A 26,565-nucleotide genomic window follows, 5' to 3' on the forward strand; every position below is an offset into this window, starting at 1 on the left:
CTTCGTAAAGGAAGCCGCCCGCCAATATTGTTCAAACTGACTTGATTTAAGAGCTTACTCGCTCTCCGCCTCATCGGTCAGCAGGAAGCGATAAATGATCGCGCCCAGTGCCGCACCGATTAGCGGAGCAACCCAGAACAGCCACAGCTGGCCCGTTGCACCAGTTTCGGCATAAAACGCTACGCTGGTTGAGCGTGCCGGATTGACCGAGGTGTTGGTCACCGGGATCGAAATCAAGTGGATCAGCGTAAGCGCCAGACCAATCGCGATCGGCGCAAATCCTGCGGGGACCCGCGATGAGGTCGAACCGAGAATGACGATCAGAAACACGGCTGTCAGGATAACCTCAATCAGCAATGCAGCCTGCATTGAGAAGCCGCCTGGCGAGAGCTCGCCGAAGCCGTTCGACGCAAAGCCGCCTGGGGTCCATCCATCAACGCCCGATGCGATGACAAACAAACAGCCAGCCGCGATAAACGCGCCCACAAGCTGAGCGATCCAATAGGGGATAAGCTCACCCCATGAGAAGCGTCCACCAACGGCGAGGCCAAGCGATACAGCAGGGTTAAAGTGGCCGCCAGAAATGCCGCCAACGGCATAAGCCATCGTTAGTACGGTCAAACCAAAGGCCATCGAAACACCGACAAAGCCAATACCCAATTCTGGGAAGGCTGCTGCGAGAACCGCAGAACCGCACCCTCCGAACACTAACCAGAATGTGCCGATCAATTCGGCAGACAGTTTACGCATCATAGCAGTCCCTCCTAACTTGCAGGTGGTTTAACGCACCTTTGAGCGAATCATTAGGGAGCAAAATCCCCAGCGAGGCAATCCTCAATGGGGAAAACTCAAGAGAGTTAACAAACCTTAACGGGTCCGGCCTGCGTCCCGATCAAGCAGTAATTGAAACAGGATCGCGCGGATTTCACCGTCAATCTCGCCATCAATCTGGCGCGGGCGCCAGCGCCGCTGAAAGGCCTCTACCGCCTTACGGCCATCGGTGATGTCATAGCCATAGCGCTCCAGCGCGAGATAAAACGCGCCGTCATTGTCAAACGGATCTCCCAGCGCGATTTTCGGTGTGCCTAAGCACAGGCCAAGCTCGGCCAGTCGCTCCCATGGGAATAGCTCGCCCGGGTCAATTTTGCGCGCTGGCGCGATATCGGAATGCGCCACGACATTGGCACGGGGAATATCATAATCTTTCACGATTGCCGCGATCAGTGGGAGCAGTGCATCAATCTGTGCATCCGGAAACGGGCCATAGCCAAGCGCATGGCCGGGATGGTCAAGCTCAATCCCGATGCTGGCAGAGTTCACGTCCGTGACACCCCGCCAGAGCGATTTGCCCGCATGCCAGGCCCGCTTTGCCTCAGGTACAAGACGAACAACCTCACCCTCACGGCTGATGATGTAATGCGCGGAAACCTGTGCCTCTGGGTCGCACAGGCGCTCAATCGAGACCGCCTGGCTTTCTAGTTCGGTGTAATGCACCACCAGCATGGAGATGGGCAGTTTTCGCTCATTCTGATTAGGCGAAAATTGCTCGCGGTGGACCAATTCGCCGCGGTGATGCTGCGGCGTCGCACCATCACCCGTCATGCTCAACCGATCATTCCCTCCGGCTCTGGCATAACGGCGCCTAGGACCAGCGCCTCGTCGGTCAGCGCATATTGCAAACCGCCACCGGCCTGCTCCGCAAGAAGGAACAGCATATGCGCCGCTGCAGTGCGGCTGCTGAGCTCTGATTTGTCGAGCGTGCCGCTGAGCGCCGCTCCGATCACCTCATCAAAGGCAATCTTATCACCGCTCGCCCGCACAACCAGCTCAGTTGCGCCGTCGCGGATCTCAGCGCCGACATCCAAAGTGCCGCCGCGCACCAGCGTATCCAGAGCAATCTGCGCGAAATTGAGCATCACTTTGACCGCCGGCTTGGACATGGAATTTTCCGCCAGTGCCCAATTTATCTCGATATTCGGCTTGTCCGATGCCAGTGCGTCAATCAGTTCCTTGGGTTCTTCGACCGGAACCCGCTCTCCAAACCCGCCAGCAGCACCAAAAGCGAGACGGAAGAATTTGAGCTTATTGGTGCTGATCGTCGCGCTTTGCTCAAGCAGCTCCACGCAGTTTTGCCGCATGTCCGGATCAGTCTCGGTCGCCATCAGTTCCAGCCCATTTGACATCGCGCCAACAGGCGAAAGCATGTCATGGCATAGGCGCGAGCACAGCATCGCAGCGAGATCTACAGACGAATTATCGATACTCATTTATCTTCCAAGTCCTAATTTACCGACTGGCAAGCACGACCCAATCTCACCTTGGCGATGTCTTAGCGAGCCGAAACGCTATAGGGAAGCGGTACAAATCCCTGTTCCACCGACCGCCAGAACGTCACATCGCGTGTCGCCACAATTGCCCAGATAGATCCGTCACTTACGGACATTTCCATATCTGTGGAGGACGGGTGCGCCAACCCATTGGGATGCGAATGATAATAGCCCATTATCGCCGGCCCGCCATCTCGAGCCGCGCGGTGCGCATCCACAAGCGCCTGGGGATCGATCTCAAAATGTGTTTCCGGCTTGGGATGAACGTTCTTTGCGGGTTGGAGGATGGTGATCGCCGTATCGTCACCCAACAAAATACCGCAGCATTCGTGCGGGTGCGCTTGCGCTGCTTCCGTTAGCAGCCGCTCAATCACTGCGCTTGTCACCTCGATCGTCATCGCGCATGAGCTTAGCCGTGGCTGATCACAATGTCATTGAAGGAACGCTCACCGGCAGCGGACGGCTGGACAAGGGGCTGGCCGAGGCAAGCGGGCTGTCGCGCGAGCGGATCAAGGCGCTGATTGGCGAAGGTGCGGTGTCGCTTGCTGGCGAGCCGGTCAGCTCACCCAGTGCAAAAGCGAGCGAAGGCGAGGCCTTTCGCATCATCCTGCCGCCGACGAAACCGCTGGACCTCCAGCCGCAAGATATCCCGCTCGATATTGCCTTTGAGGACGAGCATCTGGTGATCGTCAATAAGCCCGCTGGCATGGTCGTACACCCAGCGGCAGGCAATCAGGACGGTACGCTGGTCAACGCGCTGTTGCACCACTGCAAGGGGGAGCTCTCCGGGATCAACGGCATCGAGCGACCCGGCATCGTCCACCGGATCGACAAGGACACCTCGGGCCTGCTCGTGATCGCCAAAACCGACCTCGCGCATGAAGGGCTCGCCGCGCAATTTGCCGACCATTCGATCCACCGCCGCTATCTGGCGATTTGCGCTGGGCACCCCAACCCCGCTGAAGGGCGAATCGCGGGGCGAATTGGCCGCAGCGACCGCGATCGCAAGAAAATGGCAGTTCTCCGCCCCGATTCGACGCGGGGCAAGCATGCGATCACGCACTACGCGCTCAAAAAACGCTTAAATCACTGTTCTTTAATTGAATGTCGTCTCGAAACTGGACGAACGCATCAGGTGCGCGTTCACTGTGCGTCAATTGGCCATCCGCTATTAGGAGATCAGACATATGGACGTACGCCGAAGGCGCTTTCAGAAGTGCTTAAGTCGTTGAATTTCAAGCGCCAAGCGCTTCATGCGGCAGAATTGGGCTTTACCCACCCTGCGACCGGCGAGAAACTACGCATTTCAGCTGATTTACCCGGTGATATGCGGGAACTAATCGACGAAACCGTACGTTGATATCGATGAAAGGCACTGCAAAGCGCCAAAATTGTGTCTATATGTAACCCCGTGGCCCAAAAGCCCGGATGCCCATCAGGGGTCTGAGCAACCGAGGTCGACGCTAGAAAGGTTAGGAATAACGTGACCAAAGCAAAAGCATTGAGCGTTCCGACGCTCGGCGGAGAGCAAAGCCTCAACCGCTATCTTTCGGAAATCAAGAAATTCCCCATGCTGAAGCCCGAGCAGGAATATATGCTCGCAAAGCGCTATGCCGAGCATGAGGACGGCGAAGCTGCATCACAGCTCGTGACTAGCCATTTGCGGCTCGTGGCCAAGATCGCGATGGGATATCGCGGCTATGGCCTCCCCGTCTCCGATCTTATTTCGGAAGGCAACGTTGGCCTGATGCAAGGCGTAAAGAAGTTTGAGCCCGATCGCGGTTTCCGCCTTGCGACATACGCCATGTGGTGGATCAAGGCGAGCATTCAGGAGTATATCCTGCGTTCGTGGAGCCTCGTGAAAATGGGCACCACCGCCGCGCAGAAGAAACTGTTCTTCAACCTGCGCCGCATGAAGAAAAACCTCGATGCCTATGAGGATTCTGACCTGCACCCTGATGACGTGACTAAGATCGCGACTGATCTGGGCGTTCCGGAGCAGGAAGTGGTCAATATGAACCGGCGCATGATGATGGGCGGCGATGGCTCGCTCAATACGCAAATGCGCAATGGCGAGGAAGGCGCGGGCGAATGGCTCGACTGGCTGACCGATGATCGCCCGCTGCAGGACGAAACCGTCGCTGATGCGGAAGAGAAAGAAGTCCGTCACGACATGCTGGTCGAGGCGATGGATAGCCTCAATGATCGCGAGAAGCACATTCTGACTGAGCGCCGCCTGACGGAAAATCCGCAAACTTTGGAAGAGCTCTCGCAAGTTTACGAAGTGAGCCGCGAGCGCATCCGCCAGATCGAAGTGCGCGCGTTTGAAAAGCTGCAAAAAGCGATGAAAGCGATTGCTGGAGAGCGTTTGCTCCCCGGGGCGGCGTAAAAGCAAGTTGCTACACAGTCTAAATTTTGCAGGGCCGGGCGCGAAAGCGTCCGGCTTTTCTCTTACGTTTCGCCCGGTTGCCAATCCAGTGGCATCAGAGTCAGCTTTTCGACGCAGGAATAATCCTGAGAATAGCCTAAATGCATCAAGCAGCCCGCTCCGACCAATTTAAATCGGTCCGAGGGAGGGATATAGCCTAGGATTTCATGGGTTGACGCTTCACTGGATTGCTCAGGATTTCCAAATTTTTCTCGAGCCAACGTTCTCGAAATAGACATGGGGCATTCCGGGATCTGGACCTCAAAGCCTTTGCTACGGCCCGGATCCACGAAGATCGCGCGAATATTCCAGTCCCGATCACAACTGACTTCCAAAACGCCATCGCAGAAAGTGTAGTAGGCGCTAAAGTACTCGCCATCCTCCTCGCGTACACTCTGGTAGGCTTCGCCTTCGAGTTGATCCGAACACCTAAGGACATCAGGGCTTTTGTTCAGTGCTCCGGAGAGCTGGCTCAATGGAAAAACCTTCAGCATTTTCGTCACCTTCCCAACTTCCAGATCAGTTTTGGGCCTGAGCCCAGACCGGTTCTCACAAGGGTCCGACTTCAAAGCATTAATTCGGCAAGCGCTCAACCACAGCGTCAAACACAGAAACATCGAAGCGCCGGGGGTTTTCCTCCGGCGTTTTGCTTTCCAGCTTAGACGAAAGGGCTTGGTGGTCGGGAAATTCCGCACAGATTTCCACCTGCCCCGACATCACCTCCGACATAGCGACAAACCAATCCATCAGATGCGGTTGCAGCGCTAGGTGTTCTTCGAAATTCCCGCGCCTGCGGGTCAGGTCGTTCTCTTTCTGTTGGCGGACTACATCGGGCTCAATTTTCTTGACGAGATATAGATCTGCGAAACCGATCCGGCGTTCTGCAATCGCCTGTCGCACCAGCGGCTGCGCCACTTCAAACTTATCCGGCCAGTAAAAGCCTGCGCGCTCCATGCACCAGGCATAGTGGATCTTCATCGGATCCGTATCGCAAATAACAAAGCCTTGCTGCCGCTCGATCTCGAGCGCTTTCTGAAACCGCGCAATGTTATGCTTGGCCCAGAAATGCGCATGGTCAGCTAGTGGAGCATCATTGCGGGGTCGCTCAGCCTTGACCGGCATTTCGGGTAACCAGCGCCCGTCACCAAACTGGCGCGCGTATGTGGTCTTACCCGCTGCACTGATACCTTCGATCACGATAATCATGCGTCGCAACTGTGCGAAGAGCAACAAGAGGTCAATTGCGCTCTGGCACGTCAATGCTATCTCCTGCCCATGATCCGCACCGCCACCCGTTTTCTATTCAAGCTAATTGTCGGGTTTGTCGGCCTCTCGCTCATCCTTGTGCTGCTTTTCAAATTCGTGCCCGTACCCGTCACCGCAACCATGCTGATGGATGAAAACTCCATAACCAAGGACTGGGAGCCACTGGCCGACATTGACCGCAATATGGTGCGCGCGGTCATCGCATCGGAGGATTCCAAATTCTGCACGCATGAGGGATTTGATCAGGAGGCCATTGAAAAAGCGATTGAAAACAACGCCAAAGGTGGCCGTATCCGGGGCGGCTCCACCATCAGCCAGCAAACCGCTAAGAACGTGTTCTTGTGGCAAGGTGGCGGTTATGTCCGCAAGGGATTCGAGGCGTGGTTCACCGTCCTGATCGAGAAGATCTGGGGCAAGCGCCGCATTATGGAGGTGTACCTTAATGTCGCGGAAACCGGCATCGGCACTTACGGCGCAGAGGCCGGTGCACAGCGATATTACAACAAACCCGCCAACTCGCTCACTCGACTTGAGGCCGCACGCATGGCAGCCGCCCTGCCATTACCGAAAAAGCGCGAAGTCGCGAACCCGAGCGGATGGCTGCGCCGCTATGGCAACACGCTCTCTGCTCGGATTAACGTGGTAGGGCGTGACGGTCTCGATGCCTGCGTCTATAACTGATGGCGATGGGTTTCGGACACACACATAACAATCATCATGAGCGCAGCGGCCCGCACAGCCACTCCCATTTCGCGTCTCACCATGGCCACTCGCACGCCCCGGCGGATTTCGGCCACGCCTTTCTGATCGGTATCATTCTCAACACCGGCTTCGTTGTGGTTGAGGCGGCGGCTGGATGGATGTCAGGATCGATGGCGCTGATCGCGGATGCTGGCCATAATCTGTCCGATGTGCTCGCGCTGATCGTCGCGTGGGTCGCCGCCATCGCTGCGAAGAAACCGGCGACCGAGCGTTTCACCTATGGCTACAAGAGCTCGACCATCCTCGCTGCGCTGACCAATGCCGCCTTGTTGCTGGTGGCAATCGGCGCGATCTTGTTTGAGACATTCCAACGCATCGCGGAGCCTACTCCGGTTGAGGGTATGACCATGGTCATCGTCGCCAGTATTGGCATCGTCATCAATACTATCACTGCCCTGCTCTTCCTGCGCGGGCGGCAAGATGACCTCAACATTCACGGCGCATTCCTGCATATGGCGGCCGATGCACTGGTCAGCCTCGGCGTGGTAGTTGCAGGGGTCGCGATTATCTTCACCGGGCAAAGCTGGATTGACCCAGCGGTGAGCCTGATAATCGTAGCAGTCATCACATGGGGCACATGGCGATTAGCGAAAGACAGCCTCAAAATGGGGCTGCTCGCGGTGCCAGAGGGCATTTCACAGGAGGCGGTGCGCGATTATCTCGCGGCGCTACCCGGTGTGGAAAGCGTCGATGATCTGCATATTTGGCCGATGAGCACGACGGAAACTGCGTTATCGGCGCATCTGGTTATGCCTGACGGCCATCCCGGCGACGATTTTCTCGCGAAAATCAACAGCGTGCTTGAACACGAGCACCGGATTGGCCATTCAACAATTCAGATCGAGCAAACTGAAGGATGCGGAGGGGGCTGCTGATGGCTGATACCAATGCCGTAGCGAGGGCGGAGCTGAGCGCCGCGATACTGCGGCTTGGCGAGGGCGATCAGGCCGCACTCGATCAAATTTATCGTTCCACTTCCGCGAAACTATTCGGCATCTGCCTGCGTATCTTAAACGACCCTAAGGAAGCAGAGGACGCATTGCAGGACGTTTACGTATCACTTTGGAAGCGCGCGGATCGGTTTGATCCCGAGCGAGCCAGCCCAATTAGCTGGCTGGCCACGTTCGCGCGCAACCGAGCGATAGACCGCCTGCGTACCGGCAAAGTGCGGCGCGGCGCGGTGCCCGTGGATGAGGCGATGGAACTGGCAGACGATGCCCCCCTCGCCGAAGCCATGCTGATCGACGGCGAACGCAGCGAGCGCATCCATCACTGTATCGAAGCCCTGCAAGGTAATCAGCGCGAAAACATCCGCACCGCCTTTTTCGAAGGGCGCACTTATGCTGAACTCGCCGAGCGCGCGGATGTCCCGCTTGGCACGATGAAAAGCTGGATTAGGCGGGGACTGCAAAATCTCCGCGCTTGTCTGGAGGGTGCATCATGAGCGACGATACCACTATGACTGACGATCAGCGCCCTGACGATGTGCTCGCAGCCGAATATGCGCTGGGCCTGCTCGAAGGCGAAGAATTGCTGATGGTGCGCGGGCGCATTGCTCGTGAGCCGGTATTTGCAGGTCAAGTGGAGCAGTGGCAGGCACGTCTTGCGCCGATGATTGACTCTGTGCCCGCCGCACTGCCGCCGGAGGATTTGCTCGCTCGCGTCCACGCTGAGATCGGTGTTAGTGGTGGAGAGACCGCCGAAGTCATCACGCTCAAACAGCGTGTGCGCTCTTGGCAGATTGCGACTACCGCTGCTGCGACTGCGGCGATTGCCGCGCTGAGCATTGTGGTGCTTTCGCCAGCTGAGGTGCAGATGATTGAGCCACCTGCGCAGGCTCCGCTGGTGGCCTCTGTGCCGATCGCGAACACTGACCTGCGGCTGGCAGTGACATATCTGCCCGGTCAGGAAGAGCTGCTGATCTCGGCCAGCGGCCTCACTGCAGACGGTGTGCATGATCACGAACTATGGCTGGTACCTGGGGAGGGCCCGCTGCAATCGCTTGGCGTCGTAATCCCCGGTGAGGAGCGCAAGGTGGCCATCACGCCAGAAGTCGCCGCGATGTTCCGCGATGGCTCGGAGCTGCTGCTGACGCGCGAGCCACTGGGCGGCAAGCCTGAAGGCGTGGACGCCGGCCCAGTTGTTGCCGAGGGGCAATTGCAGGCTGTGTAGCCTGGGGGTCTAATCCGGCGGGTTTCGCAACAATCTAACCGAAAATTTTAGCAGCTGTGCATCCATGTTTGCCCAGCCATCGTAACTGATCATGCAAGGCAGGACGGGGCCTAGCGTGACATAGGAGAATACGATGCCTTTTTCAAAATCACTCAAAGCCGCAGTCTTTATCTCGGCCGCTTCAATGGCGGGCTTCGCCGCAATAACCGCAGTTCCAGCTTCCGCTCATGACCATAAGAAAATGGCCAAAGAGCAGCCCAATATTGTTGAAACTGCACAGAGTACTGGCGTTCACAACACGCTCGTGGCTGCAGTGACTGCCGCGGACTTGGGCGAAACACTCTCAACTGGCGGCCCTTTCACGGTCTTCGCTCCGACGGATGACGCTTTTGCGGCTCTGCCTGCTGGCACAGTCGAAACACTGGTAAAGCCAGAAAACAAGGAAACACTCACCGGAATCCTGACTTACCATGTAGTGGGCGGGAACATCACTGCTGAGAAGATTCTCGAATACATCAGCACCGGCGGCGGCGTTGCGCGCATTGGTACTCTTGCTGGCGGTGTTCTTGAAGCGCGCCTTGTTGATGGCAATGTTGTTGTCACCGACGGCGCTGGCCGCTCGGCCACAGTGGTGCAAGCCGATGTGAAGACTTCAAACGGCGTGATCCACGTGACAGACGGCGTATTTCTACCCGGCTGATGTTTTTACAAGGTTGGCGCGGCCCCCACACCTCCAAAGGCCGCGCCACATGATGGGATCAGCGCTCTGCCACCACCCCCACTCTCAGGCGCGCTGAACCATCAAAGCCCCGCCCGACCATATGGTCAGGCGGGGCTTTTCATGTGCTTGCTATGGATAGTTTAGAAGCCGGCCTAAAAGCCTGCTTAGAAACTAGCTCGCGCACCCAAGAAGAAGAATGTGCCAACCGGGCTTACTGGGTAAGCTTGTTCGGTCACAAATGGGTTCTCATTGAAGATGTTATTCACACCGCCATAAATCCCGTATTGATCCGTCAGATCGAAGTTGAACGAGATGTCGTGCGTGAACGTATCGCCCACGGTCCCATTTTCTTCACTGAAGACCGTGCCGATATCTTCAATCTCAACCGCACGCAGCGCTTGCTCACCGAAGTAGGTGGTGGACCACGTCACGCTGAGGCGATCCCAATCCCATGTGAGCGAGGCATTGCCAGCCCATTCAGGACGCTGAATTTCGCCGAGTTCGGGATCGATATTGGTGAGATCGGATGGATCGAAGAAGCGGTTCAGCTTATCCACCCAAGTACCCGCACCTGACAGAGTGAAGCCATGATCGCCCAAATCGAAGCGATACCGCAGCGATGCCTCAACACCGGCTGTTTCGAGACGCGCGAAGTTCAAGTTAACTTGGCGCAAGAACGTAAAGCCGCCATTCGCAGGGTTGCGATCAATGAGTGGGCAGAACTGGTTGTCGATGCTTGAACTATCGACACAATTGTCGACGATGTCCTGCGCGCTAACTGTCGCAATCGCATCTTCGATTTCAATGTTATAGTAATCGACACTCAGCATTAATCCGGGCAGGAAGCTCGGCGTGATTTGCGTACCTACGGTCCAGGTTGTCGCGGTCTCTTCCGACAAATCTGGATTACCACTGACCGAGCCTGAGAAGCGCGCAGTCAAAGGATCTACATAGCTGTACGTTCCTGTGCCAAAGGTCGGGTCAAAACCGATACCGGCAAAGAATGCGGTGCAGTTCGCTTGGCGCAGAGCTTGATCCGGCCCGTTAGCAAGCTCGGAAGCATCGCATGGATCGACAGGACGGAAGAAGTTGCCCTGTGCCGGATTGAACAGCTCGTTCACATTTGGAGCGCGGACAGCCTCGGAGTATGTCGCGCGGAACAAGATGTCCTCGACCGGCGCCCAGATGCCGTTCACGTTCCAGGTGAACGCTTTGCCGATTGTCGAGTAATCTGCATACCGTGCCGCGCCGTTCAATTCGAGGAGTCTCGCGAATGGTACGTCGGTCAGAATTGGCAGACGAACCTCTCCGAAAAATTCGAACACATCGAATTCACCGCCTGCATTGTCGATCACCGATGCAGGGTCGAATACCAGAGAGTTTTGCGCATTAGGCAAATCACGCAGCAAATCGCCCGCATTGGCGTCTGGTGTCGAGACCGGAACAACACCGCGAACCAGCGGGTCAAAGGTCGACGTACTCTTCTCCTTGCGGAACTCAAACCCGAGCACATAATCAATCGCACCGCCGGGCAGATCAAAAAATGCGCCGGTATCGCCTATCAAGAGCCCATTGATGACGAACTGCTCCAGCTCGAACTCGTTGACGGTTGTCGTTGTGATAAAGTCAATCGCCGCCTGGCTGATCGCGCCTACACCGCCAAGGATATTAGCAGGCTGGCAGCTGCCATCACCGGGGTTAAAAGAGAAAAACCCTGGATCGCCTGCAGGAATACCAAACGGCGTTGTCGCCGGAGCCGTCGGATCGATATCAGAGCGGCAGATTGGGTTACCCCCTGCATCTGTGGTCACATCAATCGCCGCATAAAAACGGTCCAAAATGACCCGGTTGTTGTTAAGCGAGGTCTGATTAAATTTACCGTAATTTGCGGAAAGCTCATACCGCAAATGATCGGTCATTTCACCGCGAACACCGCCGACAAAACGCCAAGTCTCGAACTCGTTACGGTCACGGTTTGGACCAAGATCAGCCGGGTCGCGCGTGATGTAGAAACCTTCATCAGTGCCGTTGCCAAAGAACAATGGCTCGACGAAATTCTGCAGCTCCGGCGTGATAAATGGATTATCCGAGCGGATTGTCAGAAGGTCATAGAAGGTGTTCGGCTGCGCTTGGAACTCGGCGCTGTTCGAGACATACTTACCTTCAAAGAACAGTTCCGCTGCGTCAGAAAACTCATATTTCGCATTCACGTTCACAGACCAACGCTCAGTCTCGGGGATGAGCGAGTTGCTGTCGAAATTGTTCGGAATACCGTCCCCGCCAAACTGGTTGAACAGGCCAGTAATGAGGCCGTCCTGATAGACCGCTAGAGAGCCATCAGCATTGATCACCGCACAGCCGCCTGCAAGACCGAAAGCGCCAGGGTTGAATGTGCTGTTGAGGCCTACGGCAGATTCCAGGCAGTCTGCGATGCCGTTGCCGTTGATATCGGGACCATCGCTTGGGCCGATGTTACCCGGTGCAACAACACCGCCTGCGGACGACAGCGAGAAGCGCGGGTCATCGGCAATCAAACGACTAGGCGCCGCTGAAGCCCGGGCTATTAGCGCCTGCTCCGCCGCTGTTGGTGTAAATCCAAGGTTATCCGTTGGAATCAAATCCCCAATGATGTTGTTCGCGAAAAAGTTGGGTGTGTTCGTCGCGTCAATCTCGCCCGTTTGAAAACGCAGAGCTGGGTTGCCTTGGTCATCAAAGAGGCCATTGTCTCGGCTGAACGAACGATCGCCGAAGAGGATTTCGTCATTGCGCGCATATTCACCGCTGATGGTGATGTTGCCGCGGCCGTCAGCAAAATTGGTGCCCCAGGTCAGATCGCCATTGATCCGCCAGGCATCACCTTGGCTTGAGATACCCGTTTGAACGTTGGCCTCGACGCCCTCGAAGTCATCTTTCAGTTGGAAGTTCACCACGCCGGTCACAGCGTCCGCGCCGTAAACCGCTGATGCACCGCCAGTAATGGTTTCAACGCTTTCAATCAGCGCGGTTGGGATTGAGTTGATGTCGACAATTTGCGCACCCGCAACACCGGAGACATGGCGGCGACCATTGACGAGAACCAAGGTCCGTCCTGCGCCGAGGCCGCGCAAGTTCAAAATGGACTGGCCAACGGCCTGCGAGAATACGCCGTCAATCGAGCCAGCTGCAGATGTCGAGGTCGACAGCGCAGGCACTTCGCGCAGTGTCTCAACAACATCGCTTGAGCCGCCCTCGGTCAGCGTCTCAGCAGTGATTGATGTAATCGGCGCAGGCGAGCCAATGTTGGGGTCGCGCGCGATGCGCGAACCAGTCACGACAATCACTTCATCCTCAGTGGCGTCTACACCGCTAGCTGCCTGATCTTGAGCTTGTGCTTGTGCGGCAAATGGCAATGAGCTTGCGGCGAGTAGCAAAATTGCGCGTGAGGTGCGACGTTGTGTAATCATGAATAAGTCCCCGTGACCCTATAAGTTGAATTATGTCTATGCCGCAGTGCAGCAAAGGGAGCAAGGACCAAACATACCATTTGGATAAGCCGTTTTGACCATATTGGGCGGTAATTCTTATCAAATCGGCATATTTGTGCCTTTTTTGCAACATATCTGATAAGTGCAGAACACTCTCATCAGCGGGTCAAGAATCGCACAACAGCCATTGGGTGAGAGTGGCCGAGCGAGAGATGAGGGATGTTGGGTGCTTGCCGATAGCCAAACGACAATCAGGTTTGATAATGCGATGATAGTAGCAGGCTGCTTTCGGTTTTTGTTATTCCGTCAATCAAGCGAACCATGCGCAAGGTGTCATCAAAACGTTTCAGATTTCCGCATTCGATTTGCGCCACAAGATCCCACCGGCCATTGGTCGAATGAACAACATCTATATCGTCGAGCCGAATTAGCTTGCGGGTCACGTCGTCGGTATTCGTGCCGTGCACTTCGATGTGAATGATTGCCCGGATTGCCGCGCTGCGCGCGCTGGGGCCAAGTTCGACCGTAAAGCGCGCAATCACCCCTTCAGCATGGAGCCGCTCTATCCGCGCCCGCACCGTCGCCCGCGAAACGCCAACCGACGCCGCAAGGCTAGCGATCGGCACGCGTGCATCCTGCTTAAGCAAGTTCAGTAATTGGCGATCAAGATGGTCCAACGCACCACATATCTTTCTTGCGGCTGGTAAATCACTGCCGCCTGCCCGCCCAGCGCACATGAAGCCAGAGGATCAAGCTCTGCGCAGCAAGCATTACCGCACTGGACAGGGCCAAATTTGCCCAGTCGCCTCCGCCAACGCCCCCTGAAGAGAACAGTAGTTTGGAAGCAGCAATAACGCCGAGCGTCGCAATCAGAAACAGCGGAACACCCCATGCCATAGCCTTGCGCGAAGCAAATGCAGTTGGCTCGCCGGTGATGCCATATTGCCTGGGCAGCTTCTCAAAATTGGCGAAGCGCCGGTTGGTCCAATATGCAGAAATCAGGAGCGCGAAGATGGTGAGAACAGCCACGCTCAAGGAGGCAGCTGCGCTCATGGTTTAAGCAGCCTCTTCCTTCTTGCCGCGCTTCTTAGTCTCGACCACTTGGATAGGGTCTTTGTTGCCCTCGGCCACATCCTTGTCGATCACGATCTCGGTCACGCCTTCCAGATCAGGCAGATCGAACATCGTATCGAGCAGGATGCCCTCAACAATAGAACGCAGGCCTCGCGCGCCGGTTTTACGGGCAATCGCTTTTTCCGCGATCACTTTGAGCGCATCATCCTTGAAAGTAAGCTCGACATCTTCCAGCTCAAACAGCTTGCTATACTGTTTCACCAGAGCATTTTTCGGCTCCGTCAGGATCGTGATCAGCGCATCCACATCGAGATCATGCAGCGTCGCGATAACCGGCAGACGCCCGACAAATTCCGGAATGAGGCCGAATTTTAGCAGATCCTCCGGCTCACCCTTTTCAAGCAATTCGCCAATCTTGCGTTTGTCAGGGTCGGCGACATGCGCGCCGAACCCGATTGAGCCCTTTTGCAGGCGGTCAGAAATAATCTTGTCAAGGCCTGCAAAAGCGCCGCCACAAATGAACAGAATGTTCGTCGTGTCGACTTGCAGGAATTCTTGCTGAGGGTGCTTACGCCCGCCTTGCGGTGGCACAGAAGCGGTTGTGCCTTCCATCAGTTTTAGCAGCGCTTGCTGAACGCCCTCACCCGATACGTCGCGGGTTATTGAGGGGTTTTCGGCCTTGCGCGTGATCTTGTCGATCTCGTCAATATAGACGATACCGTGCTGCGCTTTCTCGACATTGTAATCGGAGGATTGCAGCAATTTGAGGATAATGTTCTCGACATCTTCGCCGACATAGCCCGCCTCGGTCAGTGTTGTCGCATCGGCCATGGTGAAGGGCACATCAAAGGTCCGCGCCAGCGTTTGTGCGAGCAGTGTCTTACCAGTGCCTGTTGGCCCCACCAGGAGGATGTTCGATTTCGCCAACTCAACTTCACCGGCTTTCCCTGAGTGTTTCAGGCGCTTGTAGTGGTTATGGACCGCGACAGACAGATTGCGTTTGGCGCTGTTCTGGCCAATCACATAATCATTAAGTGTTTCGAAAATCTCGCGAGGGGTCGGTACTTCGCCCTCTTTGCGGCCAACTACGCCCGCTTTGGTTTCTTCGCGGATGATGTCATTGCACAGCTCGACGCATTCATCACAAATGAACACGGTTGGTCCGGCGATGAGCTTGCGCACCTCATGCTGAGACTTGCCGCAAAAGCTGCAATAGAGGGTGGATTTACTGTCGGTTCCGCTCAACTTGGTCATTTCCTAATGCTCACCCCCAACTTCGCCATCGCGCCGCGGTCTTAAGCAATAACATGCTCACCGACTCGCACACTAGCCTGTTGCTGAGGGTTTCCGTCAAAATCTACGCTAGTGCAACCACCTTGCCGTAAACTGAAGCGGCAAGGTTGCCAAAATACTACATCGAATGCGCGCAGCGCCCAGTTCTGGGACGCAGCGCGCTCTTTAAGTAAATCAGCTTGGCGCGCCGCCGCTGCCTTCGTCATCTTCGCTGTCTTCATTCTCAGGGCGCGTCTCAAAGACTTTGTCAACAAGACCGAATTTGAGCGCCTCGTCCGCTTCCAAGAAGGTATCGCGGTCCATCGCCTTTTCGATCTCTTTGAGGCTCTTGCCGGTATATTTGACGTAAAGGTCGTTCATACGCTTCTTAATGCGCAGGATCTCATTAGCCTGAATTTCAATGTCAGAGGCCATGCCGCGCGCACCGCCCGATGGCTGGTGCACCATGATGCGCGCATTGGGCAGCGCGACCCGCATGCCCGGCTCGCCTGCCGCAAGCAAGAAACTGCCCATGCTCGCCGCCTGGCCCATGCACAGTGTAGAAACGCGCGGCTTGATATATTGCATCGTGTCATGGATGGCCATGCCAGCCGTCACAACGCCGCCCGGTGAATTGATATACATCGAAATCGGTTTCGAGGGATTTTCGCTTTCTAGGAACAGCAACTGCGCCGTGATGATGGACGCCATGCCATCTTCCACTTGTCCGGAGACAAATACGATCCGCTCACGCAAGAGGCGCGAGAAGATATCGAAGCTACGCTCGCCGCGGCTGGTCTGCTCAACAACAACAGGCACAAGAGCGCCCGTTAGAGGGTCACGCGTAAACTGGCCCTGCGCCCCATGAGCGTCGCCGCCGAACAGATCGATCATGCAAATATCCTTTTGGTGTATAATCAGCGCGCACTATGTCGCGATCGCGTGGCGCAATTCAAGGGGTTTAACATCGCTTATGGTCAGACCTCGTATCAGACGAGGTTAATTTGCACATATTCACGCGGCTTTTGAGCACAGATCTGCTTCGTCGAAAATGCCCGCACTCAGGAACCAGTTTGGCGTGTCCCTGGAGCGCGTGCCTAGCACACGCAGATCTATCATGCGGCGCGAACGTTCTTGAGGAAGTCGGCGACATGCGAGCGCAGGCGTTCTGACTGGGTCTGCAAATGCGTGGAGGACTCGAGCACTTGTCCAGCCGTTTTACCGACCGAATCTGACATCTCGCTGACGTCATCAATATTTGCGCTCACGTTTTCTGTTCCGCCAGCCACCAAACCGATGCTTTGCGCCAGATCATCGCCAGAAATCGATTGTTGATCGACGGCTGCTGCGATTGCGACAGAGGTCTGCTCAAGTTCGACGACTTCCTGCGCAACAGTACGTAGTGCCTCAGCGCTGGTATTGGTCGCGCTTTGCATGTCGTTGATCAACTGCTCGACCTCTTGCGTGGCCTTGCCCGTCTCCGCTGCTAACTCCTTGACCTCAGATGCCACCACCGCGAAGCCTCGTCCAGCCTCGCCACCGCGAGCCGCTTCAATTGACGCATTCAGCGCCAGCAAATTGGTTCGCTGCGCAATTTGCGAAATCATTTCGACCACTTCGCTGATCTTGTCAGCTGACCCGGTCATAGTGGAGATTGTGCCATCAACTTCGCTTGCCGCCTCGCTGGCATTACGTGCCCGCATTGCTGAAGACGCCGCCTGCTGGCTAATCTCGCGTATCGACATTGCAAATTCGTCACTTGCCGCAGCCGCGCCCGTGATAGTTGCTGATGCATCGCGCAGCTCTTCGGAGGCTTTGGCCATGTGATCAGAGGTCTGATCAGCGCTACCGGCAAGTTGCCCAGCAGCGCTATGCATTTGGTTCGAAGCGCTTGCAATTTCATTGGCAACATCGCCAATCGTCTTCTCAAAGGTCTCCGCTATCCCCTGGAGCAAGTCAATCTTGCCGGCCCGCTCCCTTTGGATGTCCAGTTCAGACCGCATTGTGTTGGCTGTCTCTTCCTGCTTTTCGCGCAGGATTGTCAGGGCGTTAGCCATCGTCCCGATTTCATCATTTCGGTATGCGCCGGGAATGTCCAACTCAGTCTCGCCAGCGGCAATCCGCTCACTAATCTCGCTAATCTCTTCGATTGGCTGAACGATTTGCCGCGCGACCAATCTTTTGCCAAAGAAGATTACGCCTACAGCTACCAGCATCAAGGCAACCATGGCGCCAATGAGTGTTTGGATCCAGCCTCGCGCACGGCCAGATGTTTCTTCAACGCGGGTCGCGACATCTTCGCGAATGGTCACGATATTGGCGATCGCAGCGTCGATTTGATCGTATTTGGGTCCGAGGAACGCCTCTTCCTCAACGATATCAAGCGGCGCGTCGCGCACCTCGATCAAGCTGAGTTCGACACCTGCAAGCTGGGTGTTGAGCGCATCAACAGTTGGCAGATAGTTTGGCGCCGCCAATGCGACAGATGACCGAAGTTGTTCGTTGAGAGTCGATGCACGGCGCGCTGACTCGATCGAAAGCGCAATCAGAGCCGGATCATAATTGCGTGCGCGATATGCCCCCATATTGTCTTTGGCCGCCGCAACACTCTGGTTCATGCTAGCGGTGACAAACGCGACGTTCGTTAATTCAGAAAGGGCCGCTGCGCGTTGCTCGACACGAACCAGTCCAATCGCTGCAACTAGGCCGAAGATCGCAAAAATTGCGATCAGCATAGCGAAAATTCTGTCCATCTGACTGCTGATTGAACCGCGCGAAATCCATTGAGCAGCGCCGCCCAGCATATCCCAAACCTTGGTCATATCACTACCTATCAACCACACATCAATGGAGGGTCGTTAACCCAACGTTTTCCAAGTCTGGTGATGGCCTACGAGGAAATAGATAAGGCCGCGTTAACTCTGCTCGTCCAGAGAGCGGCTGCCACGCGCTTGGCCCATCATGGCGCACCAAGCACTTGATCGGATTGCAACACCCACCGGTCGATAGCATATGGGCAAGAGAGTCTCTCGAGCTAGAGCGCAGAACATCTTGCAGAATAATGAGTATTGCGTGAGCCTTAAGCATCTTACAGCGACCGCAGCGGCCATGGGATTGCTCAGCATCGTCTCGCCCGCATTGGCGCAAGACGCGTCATCCGGCGGCAATGGCGCAGCGCAAACCGAGAACGCGCAAACTCCCGCCCAAGATCAAACACCGCGTGGCAGGGTATTTGAACCCGCCTATTTCGATCAATTTGTGCCTCGTAACGCGCTGGATATGGTTGATCGCTTACCTGGCTTTTCCATCTCGGGCGGTGGTGGCGGCGGCGGACGTGGTCTGGGCCAAGCCAATCAGAACGTGCTCGTGAATGGCGAGCGGCTCTCCAGCAAATCCGACAGCGTACGCGACCAGTTGGAACGCATCCCAGCGGGCGATGTTGTACGGATCGAAATCGTCGATGGAACCAGTCTTGATTTGCCAGGACTGACTGGGCAGGTTGCCAATGTCATAGTCGACCTAGCCGGAATATCGGGCACTTTTAGCTGGAAAGCTCGTCTGCGCGACACTGCCGTTGATCCGGAATGGTATGGCGGTGAGATATCCGTCGCGGGAACGACAGGCGACCTCACCTTCACAGTCGCGCTTGCCAATGAAAACAATCGCTTTGGTGCAGAAGGGCCTACGCTCATCACTGATGCGGCCGGCGCGCTGATCCAGACTGAGGATACGGTATTTACTGGCGCGTTCGACAACCCCACCCTGTCCGCCAACTTGGGCTATGATTTTGGCAATGACATAACGGCGACGTTGAACCTTTCATATGGCCGGACCTATTTCGACCGCCGCGAGAATGAGAGCCTTTCCGGCCCGCTAATCGACCCGAACTTGCGAGTGATACGCACTGCCGAAGATGGGATTGAGTATGAGATCAGCGGCGATCTGACCATCCCGATAGGCGCCGGACAGCTCAAATTGATTGGTGTCGAGACATTTGAGGAAGAAGACTTCAGCCAGCAAGTCACCGCAACCTTTGATGATCCGCAAATCAGTGTGGACGGCAGTCGCTTCACACAGCTTGACAAATCCGGCGAGCGGATTGGCAGAGCCGAATACAATTTCCCGCTGATGGGCGCAGAGTGGCAAGCCTCGGGTGAGGCTGCGTTTAATCGCCTAGACCGCGTCTCTGGTTTGTTTGAGCTCGGCGCAGGCGGCGCAGTAAATGTGATCGATTTTCCAGAAGGTACCGGGGGCGTTAGTGAAGATCGCTATGAGACAGCGCTGAGCGTCAGCAAGCAATTGACCGGAAGGCTGAGCCTGCAAGCAACCGGCGCCTATGAGTTTTCAACGCTGAAACAAACCGGCAGCGCCGCCAACAACCGCAGCTTTGCCCGCCCAAAGGGGTCAGTTTCGCTCGCTTGGTCAAACGGAGCTGGGTTTGACATCGTACTCGCCGCAGAACGCCGCGTTGGGCAATTGTCGTTCGGTGATTTTCTATCGCGGGTTTTCCTCGATGATGAGAATGCCAATGCCGGCAATAACGAACTGGTGCCTGCCCAAACATGGGAAACCTCGCTTGAGATAAACAAAACACTCGGGCCTTGGGGTTCCACCACACTGATGCTTGAGCAGCGCTGGATCGAGGACGTGATTGACCAGATACCGCTCGCTGGCGGCGGCGAAGGGCGCGGCAATATTCCGAATGCGCGGCGGACCGAGATTGAGTGGACAACGACGCTTCTGCTTGGCCAGATTGGTATACAAGGCGGCCAGCTTGATGTTCGGCTCGAGTATGAAGAGGGCGAAATTCGCGATGCATTGACCGGGGATTTGCGTGACTTTTCCGGCGGCGTGGATCGCGAAGTGGAGATTGACTATCGCCACGATATCCCCGGCAGCAATTTCGCATACGGCGCGAGTTTGGAATATGAGCGTGACCGCCGCGAATTTCGTCTCGAGGAAGTCAGTCGGGGGTTTGCAGGCCCAACCTTTGCCAACCTTTTTATCGAGCACAAGGATATCGCCGGTCTTACAGTCCGAGGGACAGTGGGCAATTTGCTCGGTGCTCGCGTCCGGCTAGATCGGACAGTATTTGATGGTCCCCGCAACACCGCACCAATCGTTTTCATCGAGGATCGCAACCGTCGGATCGGTCCGATCTTTCGTCTGGATGTAAGCGGCAACTTCTAGATCCACAAATTTGCCAACTTGATTTGCTAGCGCTGACTGGCAGAGTACGGGGATGAACAGATCTCTCACATCGCTCGCCCTGATCCTCGCCGCGGCCCCTGCTTGCGCGCAGCCTCAAATACAGATCAAGGCTGGATCACTGGGGCCCGCCGAAACAGCCGCGATGGAACAGATATCCAGGATTAAGATTGAGGACGATTCAGGCGCGCAACTAAATGCCGTCATAGTCTATAATCCGGACGCACCAGCCGCAGCACGCGAAGCGGAGCAAGCAGGTCTGCCGCTTGGCGGGCGCACAGTGCTGGTCAAAGACAATATCGAAACGCGCGAATTCCCGACGACTGCGGGCAGCCTCGCCCTCAAAGACAATATGACGCGCCGGGACGCGCCGATGATTGCCAATCTACGCGGGGCAGGCGGCGTAGTGTTAGGCAAGACCAACCTCTCCGAATGGGCCAACATTCGCGACAACGATTCCACCAGTGGCTGGAGCGCGGTGGGCGGGCTAACCCGAAACCCTCACGCGACCGACCGCAATAGCTGCGGATCATCCTCGGGCAGCGGCGCGGCCGTTGCGGCAGGCTTTGCCTGGGCCGCGATTGGCACAGAAACCAATGGCTCGATCACCTGCCCAGCTAGCATTAATGGTGTGGTTGGCTTCAAGCCAAGCGTTGGCGTGATCAGCCGCACGCATGTCGTGCCGATTTCGAGCACGCAGGATACCGCTGGACCAATGACACGCACCGTGACTGACGCCGCAATGCTGCTAGCCGCGCTGGCCGGAGAGGATGAGGCGGACGCAGTGACGCTGACGGTGCCTAATCGCCCGCAAAACTACGCCGCCGGGCTGGCTGAGGCTTCACTTGAAGGCGTACGGATTGGTGTGATGCGTAATCAGATCGGTAATCGCGACGATTTACGAGAGGTCTTCGAAGAGGCGCTGGCCGATATGGAGCGGGCCGGCGCGGTGCTGGTCGATGTTGAGCATGAGATCAACACGCAGATGTTTGGCGATAGCTTCACCGTGCTGCTCTTTGAACTGCGCGAGGAAATGGGCAAGTATCTGAGTTCGATCCCGGAAATTGAGGGCGGAGAAACACCGCGCAGCCTAGCTGACCTCATCGCGTTTAATGAGGCCAATGCTGAAGCGCAGATGCGCTGGTTCGGGCAAGGGATTTTCCAGACTGCCGAAATGACGACCGACCGTGAAGCTTATGAAAAAGCGCGTGAAAATGCGGTACACATTGCAGGTAAGGAAACGCTCGACATGCTGCTAGCCAAGCACGAGGTGAGCTTTCTCGTCGCGCCGACACGAGGGCCTGCATGGGTCAGCGATCTGGTGAATGGTGACAGCTTTAACGGCTCTATCGGGTTCGGCTCACCTGCTGCAATTGCAGGCTATCCGCACCTCACCGTGCCAATGGGACATATTGAGAGCCTGCCGGTGGGCGTCAGTTTTTTCGGCGCAAAATGGGCCGATCACGACGTGCTGAAAGTGGGCGCTGCATATGAAAAGGCGCGGACAGCTGAGCTGCCCACGCCTTCATTTGAACGGTGGAAACCAGCGCAGCAGTGATGCTCCGCCAGCGTTCCTGATTACTTCTTCTTAGCTGGCGCCTTCTTGGCAGCTGGCTTTTTGGCTGGTGCCTTTTTCGCAGCTGGCTTGGCCGCAGCTTTCTTCGCCGGAGCCTTTTTTGCAGGCGCTTTCTTAGCAGCGGTCTTCTTGGCCGGAGCTTTCTTGGCTTCGTCCTTCTTAGCCGCAGCTTTCTTAGCTGGTGCCTTCTTAGCCGGAGCCTTTTTCGCAGCCGCCTTCTTAGCCGGAGCTTTCTTCTTAGCGGGCTTCTTTTTGGCCGCTTCGTCTTCTTCCGCCTCAATTGCTGCTTCCAGCTCTTCGCGCGTCACTTCGCGGTCAGTGATTTCAGCCTTCTCGAACAGGAAGTCGACAACCTTGTCTTCGTAAAGCGGCGCGCGCAATTGAGCAGCAGCCATTGGCTCTTGCTGAACATATTGCATGAAGCGCTCGCGATCTTCCTCGCGGTATTGCTGTGCCGCTTGCTGGATCAGCATCGACATCTCTTGCTGCGTCACTTCGACGTTATTGGCCTGACCGATTTCAGAAAGCAGCAAACCGAGACGCACACGGCGCACGGCGATGTCGCGGTAGTCATCCTTCTCAGCTTCGATCTCTTTCATTGTCGCTTCTGGATCATCGGATTGTGCTGCTTCTTGCTGAAGCTGCGTCCAAATCTGGTCAAATTCCGCATCGACCATGCCCTCAGGAACGTCAAAGTCATGATCGCCAGCAAGCTGATCAAGCAGAGCACGCTTCATCTGGGTGCGGGTGAGGCCTGATGTCTCTTGCTCCAGCTGGCCGCGCAGCAGCTCTTTCAATTTGTCGAGGCTGTCGAGGCCCAGTGTCTTGGCGAAATCTTCGTCAATCTTGGTCTCTGTCTCAACCTTCACTTGCTTGACAGTGATGTCGAACTCAGCATCTTTACCCTTGAGGTTTTCCGCCGGATAATCTTCTGGGAAAGTCACGGTGATGGTCTTTTCATCGCCCGTCTTTGCGCCGGTCAGCTGCTCTTCAAATCCCGGAATAAACTGGCCTGAACCGATTACCAGAGGCGCGTCTTCAGCCTTGCCGCCTTCGAACTCCACGCCGTCCTGACGGCCAACGAAGTCAATGATCAGTTGATCGCCGTCCGCTGCCTTCTTAGTCTTGGGCGCATCCTTATAGGCTTTGTTCTGGCCAGCGATCCGTTCAACTGCTTCGTCAACCTGCGCATCGCTCACTGGAACAGTCAGACGCTCCAGCTTGAGCCCATCCGTATCTGGCGCGGTGACTTCGGGCAGTACTTCCAGCTCAACGCTAAGCTCAGCGTCCTTGCCTTCTTCATAGCCTTCCTTGAGATCAACCTTGGGTTGCATCGCAGGACGCAGCTCATTGTCGGTCATCACTTTGTCGACCGATTCGCGCAGAACATCATTCACAGTCTGCGCATGGATTTGCTCGCCATGCATTTTGCGAACGAGATTCGCAGGAACTTTACCGGGGCGGAAACCAGGCATACGCACTTGCGGGGCAACCTTCTTAATCTCCGCATCAATGCGTGCAGCAATGTCGCTCGCGGGGATCGTCACCTGATAGGCGCGCTTCAAACCCTTATTGGTCGTTTCCTTGATTTGCATGGGTGGTTCTCTTGACTTTCTAAAAACCGTTTTATGGTCAATAACTTAAATCGCTCATCAGCATGCGTCGCAGAGTTGGTGCGGGCGAAGGGACTCGAACCCCCACATCTTTCGATACTGGTACCTAAAACCAGCGCGTCTACCAATTCCGCCACGCCCGCATGCCCGAACGAAGATGCGCGCCGACGACAGCCGACGCGCGTTCAGGCGCGTGCCTCTAATCATAAGCAGCGCAAAGGGCAAGCATAGTCCGCATAATCCGCGCATCTGTTTGCTTGCGAGGCGGGCCTCAGCCGCCTAATGGCCCAGCCTATGACTGAAGAAACGAACACTCAGGCTGATAAGCCGCAAACCCCGCCTGACCGGCTAGCAATCCATCCCGGCTCCGAGCATTTCGATGCGGACGTGCTTGGGCGCGGCATCGGCATCCGCTTTAAAGGCACGGAGCGCACCAATATTGAGGAATATTGCATTTCCGAAGGTTGGGTGCGCGTGCAGGCTGGCAAGACCGTTGACCGCAAGGGTAGGCCGCTGACGCTGAAGCTGAACGGCCCAGTTGAAGCATGGTTTGAAGATCTGGGCGACGATCCGCCCGTCGCGAAGAAGGACTAGGTTTTGGCCTGATGATCGTCCGAGCCTCCCCCGCCCTCCGCCCTTCCACCCGGATCATACTCCGGAGTGAAAGTCCGGGTGGAAGGGCGCAGGGTGCGGAAGGCAACAGCGCAAAGCAACAAAGATGAAACCGACCGTCATCATCATCGGCCGACCCAATGTCGGCAAATCGACCCTGTTCAACAGGCTGGTCGGCAAAAAGCTCGCGCTGGTCGATGATCAGCCCGGCGTGACGCGCGACCGGCGGATGGGCGATGCGTCGATTGCGGGCATGGATTTCACGATCGTCGACACTGCTGGTTGGGAAGATGAAGACGCCGATACCCTGCCCGGCCGGATGCGCATGCAGACCGAGGTGAGCCTGGAAGGCGCCGATGCGGTTCTCTTCGTCATTGATGCGCGCGCTGGCCTGACCCCGCTAGACAAAGAAATCGGGCGCTGGCTGCGTGAGCAATCAATCCCCGTTTCAGTCGTCGCCAATAAGGCCGAGGGCAAAGCAGGCGAAGCAGGCGTGTTCGAGAGCTTTGAGCTAGGTCTGGGCGATCCAGTAGCCGTCTCCGCCGAACACGGTGAAGGCATTGCTGATCTGTTTGGCGCGCTGTGGCCGGTTATCGGCGAAAAGGCCGATGCAGAGACGGCTGAGGCCGAGCAAGACGCGCTGAACGAAGATGAAGATGAGGATGGCCTTCCAACTGGCCCGCTCAAGCTCGCCATTGTCGGACGGCCCAATGCCGGCAAGTCAACGCTGATCAACCGGCTGCTGGGTGAGAACCGCCTGCTGACTGGCCCCGAGGCTGGGATCACGCGCGATTCGATCGCGGTAGACTGGCAGTGGGCAGACCCCAAAAGCGGCGAGATGCGCGATATCCGCCTGATCGACACAGCCGGCATGCGAAAGAAACGCAATGTGACCGAGAAGCTGGAAAAGCTCTCCGTCGCCGATGCACGCCGCGCGGTGGATTTCGCCGAAGTTGTCGTGCTGCTGCTGGATGCCACACAAGGCCTTGAACATCAGGATCTCAAAATCGCCAGCATGGTCCTTGAAGAAGGACGCGCATTGATGGTCGCGATCAACAAATGGGATGTCGCGGGCGACAATGGGACAGAGAGCCCGAGTGCGCTATTCAATGGTATTCGCGATGCGCTTTATGACGGACTGGCGCAGGTCCGCGGCGTGCCGCTGTTTGCGGTCTCTGCGAAAACCGGCAAGGGCCTTGACGCTATGCTGGGCGCGGCCTTTGAACTCCGCGCAAGTTGGTCAAAACGCGTGCCCACAGCCGCGCTGAACCGCTGGTTTGATCACGCGATGGAAGCGAACCCGCCGCCAGCGCCGGGCGGTCGCCGGATAAAGCTGCGCTATATCACGCAGGCTGGCACACGCCCGCCGCGCTTTGTCGTGTTTGGAACGCGTCTGGAATCGCTCCCCAAAAGCTATGAGCGCTATTTGGTGAACGGAATTCGCGCCAAGCTCGGCTTTGAGGCCGTGCCTGTGCGCGTCGTGCTCAAAAGCCCGAAGAACCCGTACAATGCCAATCGCGGCGGCGGAGGCAATTATTCGGGCGGATCAGAGAAGACGTGATTGATCTGCTCGCCTCTGCAAGCATTACCACTGATCTGATCGAGCAAACCTCCAGCTCGGCGCGCGTGCAGGAAATTGTTCGGCTAAGCCTTGCGCCGGCTTTCCTCCTGGCAGGAATTGGCGCGGTGATGAATGTGATGATGAGCCGGCTCATTTGGATCGCCGAGCGGATCGAACGGCTCGAGAGCCGGATGGATGACGAGCAATCACGCAAGGACAAGCTCGATATCGCTCGCCTATGCCGCAGACGAAGGTTGGTTCAACGTGCAGTGATGTACAGCACTGGGGCGGCGCTATCGATTTGTGTGGTCATCACGCTCTTGTTTATCGGCGCGCTCATCAAGCAGGGTACCGGCACAATCACTGCAATCGCCTGGATCACGACGATGATATTTCTAATCACTGGGCTGGTTCATTTTGCTATGGAAACGGTCGTCGCTGCGGCGGGACAACCGCGCTATAGCGGCGACGCTGATAATGATGATTAGAGCGCGCACAAGCGAATGAGC

At 56.4% G+C, this 26,565-nt stretch carries 25 protein-coding genes and 1 tRNA gene; 12 read left to right on the top strand and 14 right to left on the bottom strand.

Going from position 1 to position 26,565, the window contains the following annotated elements; all coding sequences use genetic code 11:
• Positions 1-54: 54 nt before the first annotated feature.
• The 4 genes from aqpZ to ACFCXQ_RS00690 form a co-directional block, all read right to left on the bottom strand.
• Positions 55-753, bottom strand: coding sequence for an aquaporin Z (gene aqpZ, locus ACFCXQ_RS00675; RefSeq protein ID WP_379552095.1), 699 nt, complete (start codon positions 751-753; stop codon positions 55-57).
• Between the two features lie 114 nt (positions 754-867).
• Positions 868-1,602, bottom strand: coding sequence for an N-acetylmuramoyl-L-alanine amidase (locus tag ACFCXQ_RS00680; protein ID WP_379552097.1), 735 nt, complete (start codon positions 1,600-1,602; stop codon positions 868-870).
• A gap of 2 nt (positions 1,603-1,604) precedes the next feature.
• Positions 1,605-2,267: a histidine phosphotransferase family protein gene (locus ACFCXQ_RS00685; RefSeq protein WP_379552099.1), complete on the bottom strand. Its 663-nt coding sequence runs from the start codon at positions 2,265-2,267 to the stop codon at positions 1,605-1,607.
• A 62-nt stretch (positions 2,268-2,329) separates the two neighbouring features.
• Entirely contained in the window at positions 2,330-2,725 is a 396-nt protein-coding gene (locus ACFCXQ_RS00690) for a Mov34/MPN/PAD-1 family protein (RefSeq protein WP_379552101.1), read from the bottom strand.
• A gap of 5 nt (positions 2,726-2,730) precedes the next feature.
• Between ACFCXQ_RS00690 and ACFCXQ_RS00695 the strand changes: the two genes are divergently transcribed.
• A complete protein-coding gene (locus tag ACFCXQ_RS00695; protein WP_379552103.1) occupies positions 2,731-3,687 on the top strand; it encodes an RluA family pseudouridine synthase in 957 nt (318 codons plus the stop codon).
• Between the two features lie 123 nt (positions 3,688-3,810).
• Positions 3,811-4,716: an RNA polymerase sigma factor RpoH gene (gene rpoH / locus ACFCXQ_RS00700; RefSeq protein ID WP_379552105.1), complete on the top strand. Its 906-nt coding sequence runs from the start codon at positions 3,811-3,813 to the stop codon at positions 4,714-4,716.
• A gap of 62 nt (positions 4,717-4,778) precedes the next feature.
• Here rpoH and ACFCXQ_RS00705 read toward each other — a convergent pair whose 3' ends face one another.
• Together ACFCXQ_RS00705 and ACFCXQ_RS00710 are read right to left on the bottom strand one after the other, a co-directional pair.
• The gene (locus ACFCXQ_RS00705) at positions 4,779-5,249 is read right to left on the bottom strand and encodes a hypothetical protein (protein WP_379552107.1); all 471 of its coding nucleotides are present in this window, start codon (positions 5,247-5,249) and stop codon (positions 4,779-4,781) included.
• 79 nt (positions 5,250-5,328) lie between these two features.
• Entirely contained in the window at positions 5,329-6,015 is a 687-nt protein-coding gene (locus tag ACFCXQ_RS00710) for a hypothetical protein (protein WP_379552109.1), read from the bottom strand.
• 15 nt (positions 6,016-6,030) lie between these two features.
• On the opposite strand from ACFCXQ_RS00710, the gene mtgA reads away from it, so the two are divergent.
• The 5 genes from mtgA to ACFCXQ_RS00735 all read left to right on the top strand — a co-directional run bounded on the left by mtgA (position 6,031) and on the right by ACFCXQ_RS00735 (position 9,655).
• Positions 6,031-6,702: a monofunctional biosynthetic peptidoglycan transglycosylase gene (mtgA, locus tag ACFCXQ_RS00715; protein WP_379552111.1), complete on the top strand. Its 672-nt coding sequence runs from the start codon at positions 6,031-6,033 to the stop codon at positions 6,700-6,702.
• A 5-nt stretch (positions 6,703-6,707) separates the two neighbouring features.
• A complete protein-coding gene (locus ACFCXQ_RS00720) occupies positions 6,708-7,658 on the top strand; it encodes a cation diffusion facilitator family transporter (protein ID WP_379552113.1) in 951 nt (316 codons plus the stop codon).
• Entirely contained in the window at positions 7,658-8,227 is a 570-nt protein-coding gene (locus ACFCXQ_RS00725; RefSeq protein WP_379552115.1) for a sigma-70 family RNA polymerase sigma factor, read from the top strand. Before ACFCXQ_RS00720 ends, ACFCXQ_RS00725 begins: the two co-directional genes overlap by 1 nt.
• Positions 8,224-8,955 carry an anti-sigma factor gene (locus ACFCXQ_RS00730; protein ID WP_379552117.1) on the top strand — a complete coding sequence of 244 codons (732 nt, stop codon included), beginning with the start codon at positions 8,224-8,226 and terminating at the stop codon, positions 8,953-8,955. Before ACFCXQ_RS00725 ends, ACFCXQ_RS00730 begins: the two co-directional genes overlap by 4 nt.
• Before the next feature lie 133 nt (positions 8,956-9,088).
• A complete protein-coding gene (locus ACFCXQ_RS00735; RefSeq protein ID WP_379552119.1) occupies positions 9,089-9,655 on the top strand; it encodes a fasciclin domain-containing protein in 567 nt (188 codons plus the stop codon).
• 185 nt (positions 9,656-9,840) lie between these two features.
• Here ACFCXQ_RS00735 and ACFCXQ_RS00740 read toward each other — a convergent pair whose 3' ends face one another.
• The 6 genes from ACFCXQ_RS00740 to ACFCXQ_RS00765 form a co-directional block, all read right to left on the bottom strand.
• Positions 9,841-13,119, bottom strand: a complete 3,279-nt coding sequence (locus tag ACFCXQ_RS00740; protein ID WP_379552120.1) for a TonB-dependent receptor domain-containing protein — start codon at positions 13,117-13,119, stop codon at positions 9,841-9,843.
• A 272-nt stretch (positions 13,120-13,391) separates the two neighbouring features.
• A complete protein-coding gene (locus ACFCXQ_RS00745) occupies positions 13,392-13,817 on the bottom strand; it encodes an Lrp/AsnC family transcriptional regulator (RefSeq protein WP_379552121.1) in 426 nt (141 codons plus the stop codon).
• Between the two features lie 31 nt (positions 13,818-13,848).
• Positions 13,849-14,193 carry a hypothetical protein gene (locus tag ACFCXQ_RS00750; protein WP_379552123.1) on the bottom strand — a complete coding sequence of 115 codons (345 nt, stop codon included), beginning with the start codon at positions 14,191-14,193 and terminating at the stop codon, positions 13,849-13,851.
• A gap of 3 nt (positions 14,194-14,196) precedes the next feature.
• On the bottom strand, positions 14,197-15,468 hold the full coding sequence (clpX, locus tag ACFCXQ_RS00755; protein WP_379552124.1) for an ATP-dependent Clp protease ATP-binding subunit ClpX: 1,272 nt from the start codon (positions 15,466-15,468) through the stop codon (positions 14,197-14,199).
• Between the two features lie 213 nt (positions 15,469-15,681).
• Positions 15,682-16,380, bottom strand: coding sequence for an ATP-dependent Clp protease proteolytic subunit (locus ACFCXQ_RS00760; protein ID WP_379552126.1), 699 nt, complete (start codon positions 16,378-16,380; stop codon positions 15,682-15,684).
• Between the two features lie 221 nt (positions 16,381-16,601).
• Positions 16,602-18,308, bottom strand: a complete 1,707-nt coding sequence (locus ACFCXQ_RS00765) for a methyl-accepting chemotaxis protein (protein ID WP_379552128.1) — start codon at positions 18,306-18,308, stop codon at positions 16,602-16,604.
• A gap of 250 nt (positions 18,309-18,558) precedes the next feature.
• Between ACFCXQ_RS00765 and ACFCXQ_RS00770 the strand changes: the two genes are divergently transcribed.
• Both ACFCXQ_RS00770 and ACFCXQ_RS00775 read left to right on the top strand, forming a co-directional pair.
• Positions 18,559-20,676 (top strand): TonB-dependent receptor plug domain-containing protein, encoded by a 2,118-nt coding sequence (locus ACFCXQ_RS00770; protein ID WP_379552130.1) that lies wholly within the window; start codon positions 18,559-18,561, stop codon positions 20,674-20,676.
• A gap of 52 nt (positions 20,677-20,728) precedes the next feature.
• Positions 20,729-22,252, top strand: coding sequence for an amidase (locus tag ACFCXQ_RS00775; protein WP_379552132.1), 1,524 nt, complete (start codon positions 20,729-20,731; stop codon positions 22,250-22,252).
• 20 nt (positions 22,253-22,272) lie between these two features.
• Here the strand turns inward: ACFCXQ_RS00775 and tig are convergent, their stop codons facing one another.
• Both tig and ACFCXQ_RS00785 read right to left on the bottom strand, forming a co-directional pair.
• A complete protein-coding gene (gene tig, locus ACFCXQ_RS00780) occupies positions 22,273-23,865 on the bottom strand; it encodes a trigger factor (protein ID WP_379552134.1) in 1,593 nt (530 codons plus the stop codon).
• Positions 23,866-23,941: 76 nt separating this feature from the next.
• Positions 23,942-24,026: transfer RNA gene (locus ACFCXQ_RS00785), tRNA-Leu, on the bottom strand.
• A gap of 151 nt (positions 24,027-24,177) precedes the next feature.
• On the opposite strand from ACFCXQ_RS00785, the gene ACFCXQ_RS00790 reads away from it, so the two are divergent.
• The 3 genes from ACFCXQ_RS00790 to ACFCXQ_RS00800 all read left to right on the top strand — a co-directional run bounded on the left by ACFCXQ_RS00790 (position 24,178) and on the right by ACFCXQ_RS00800 (position 26,544).
• On the top strand, positions 24,178-24,477 hold the full coding sequence (locus ACFCXQ_RS00790; RefSeq protein WP_379552136.1) for a DUF3297 family protein: 300 nt from the start codon (positions 24,178-24,180) through the stop codon (positions 24,475-24,477).
• Between the two features lie 124 nt (positions 24,478-24,601).
• Positions 24,602-26,056 carry a ribosome biogenesis GTPase Der gene (gene der / locus ACFCXQ_RS00795; protein ID WP_379552138.1) on the top strand — a complete coding sequence of 485 codons (1,455 nt, stop codon included), beginning with the start codon at positions 24,602-24,604 and terminating at the stop codon, positions 26,054-26,056.
• Positions 26,053-26,544, top strand: coding sequence for a DUF2721 domain-containing protein (locus ACFCXQ_RS00800; RefSeq protein WP_379552140.1), 492 nt, complete (start codon positions 26,053-26,055; stop codon positions 26,542-26,544). The genes der and ACFCXQ_RS00800 overlap by 4 nt, the downstream gene beginning before the upstream one ends.
• The last annotated feature ends 21 nt before the right edge of the window (positions 26,545-26,565 follow it).

Origin of the sequence: Qipengyuania rhodophyticola (genome assembly GCF_042493225.1) — a bacterium.
Taxonomy (GTDB): domain Bacteria; phylum Pseudomonadota; class Alphaproteobacteria; order Sphingomonadales; family Sphingomonadaceae; genus Erythrobacter.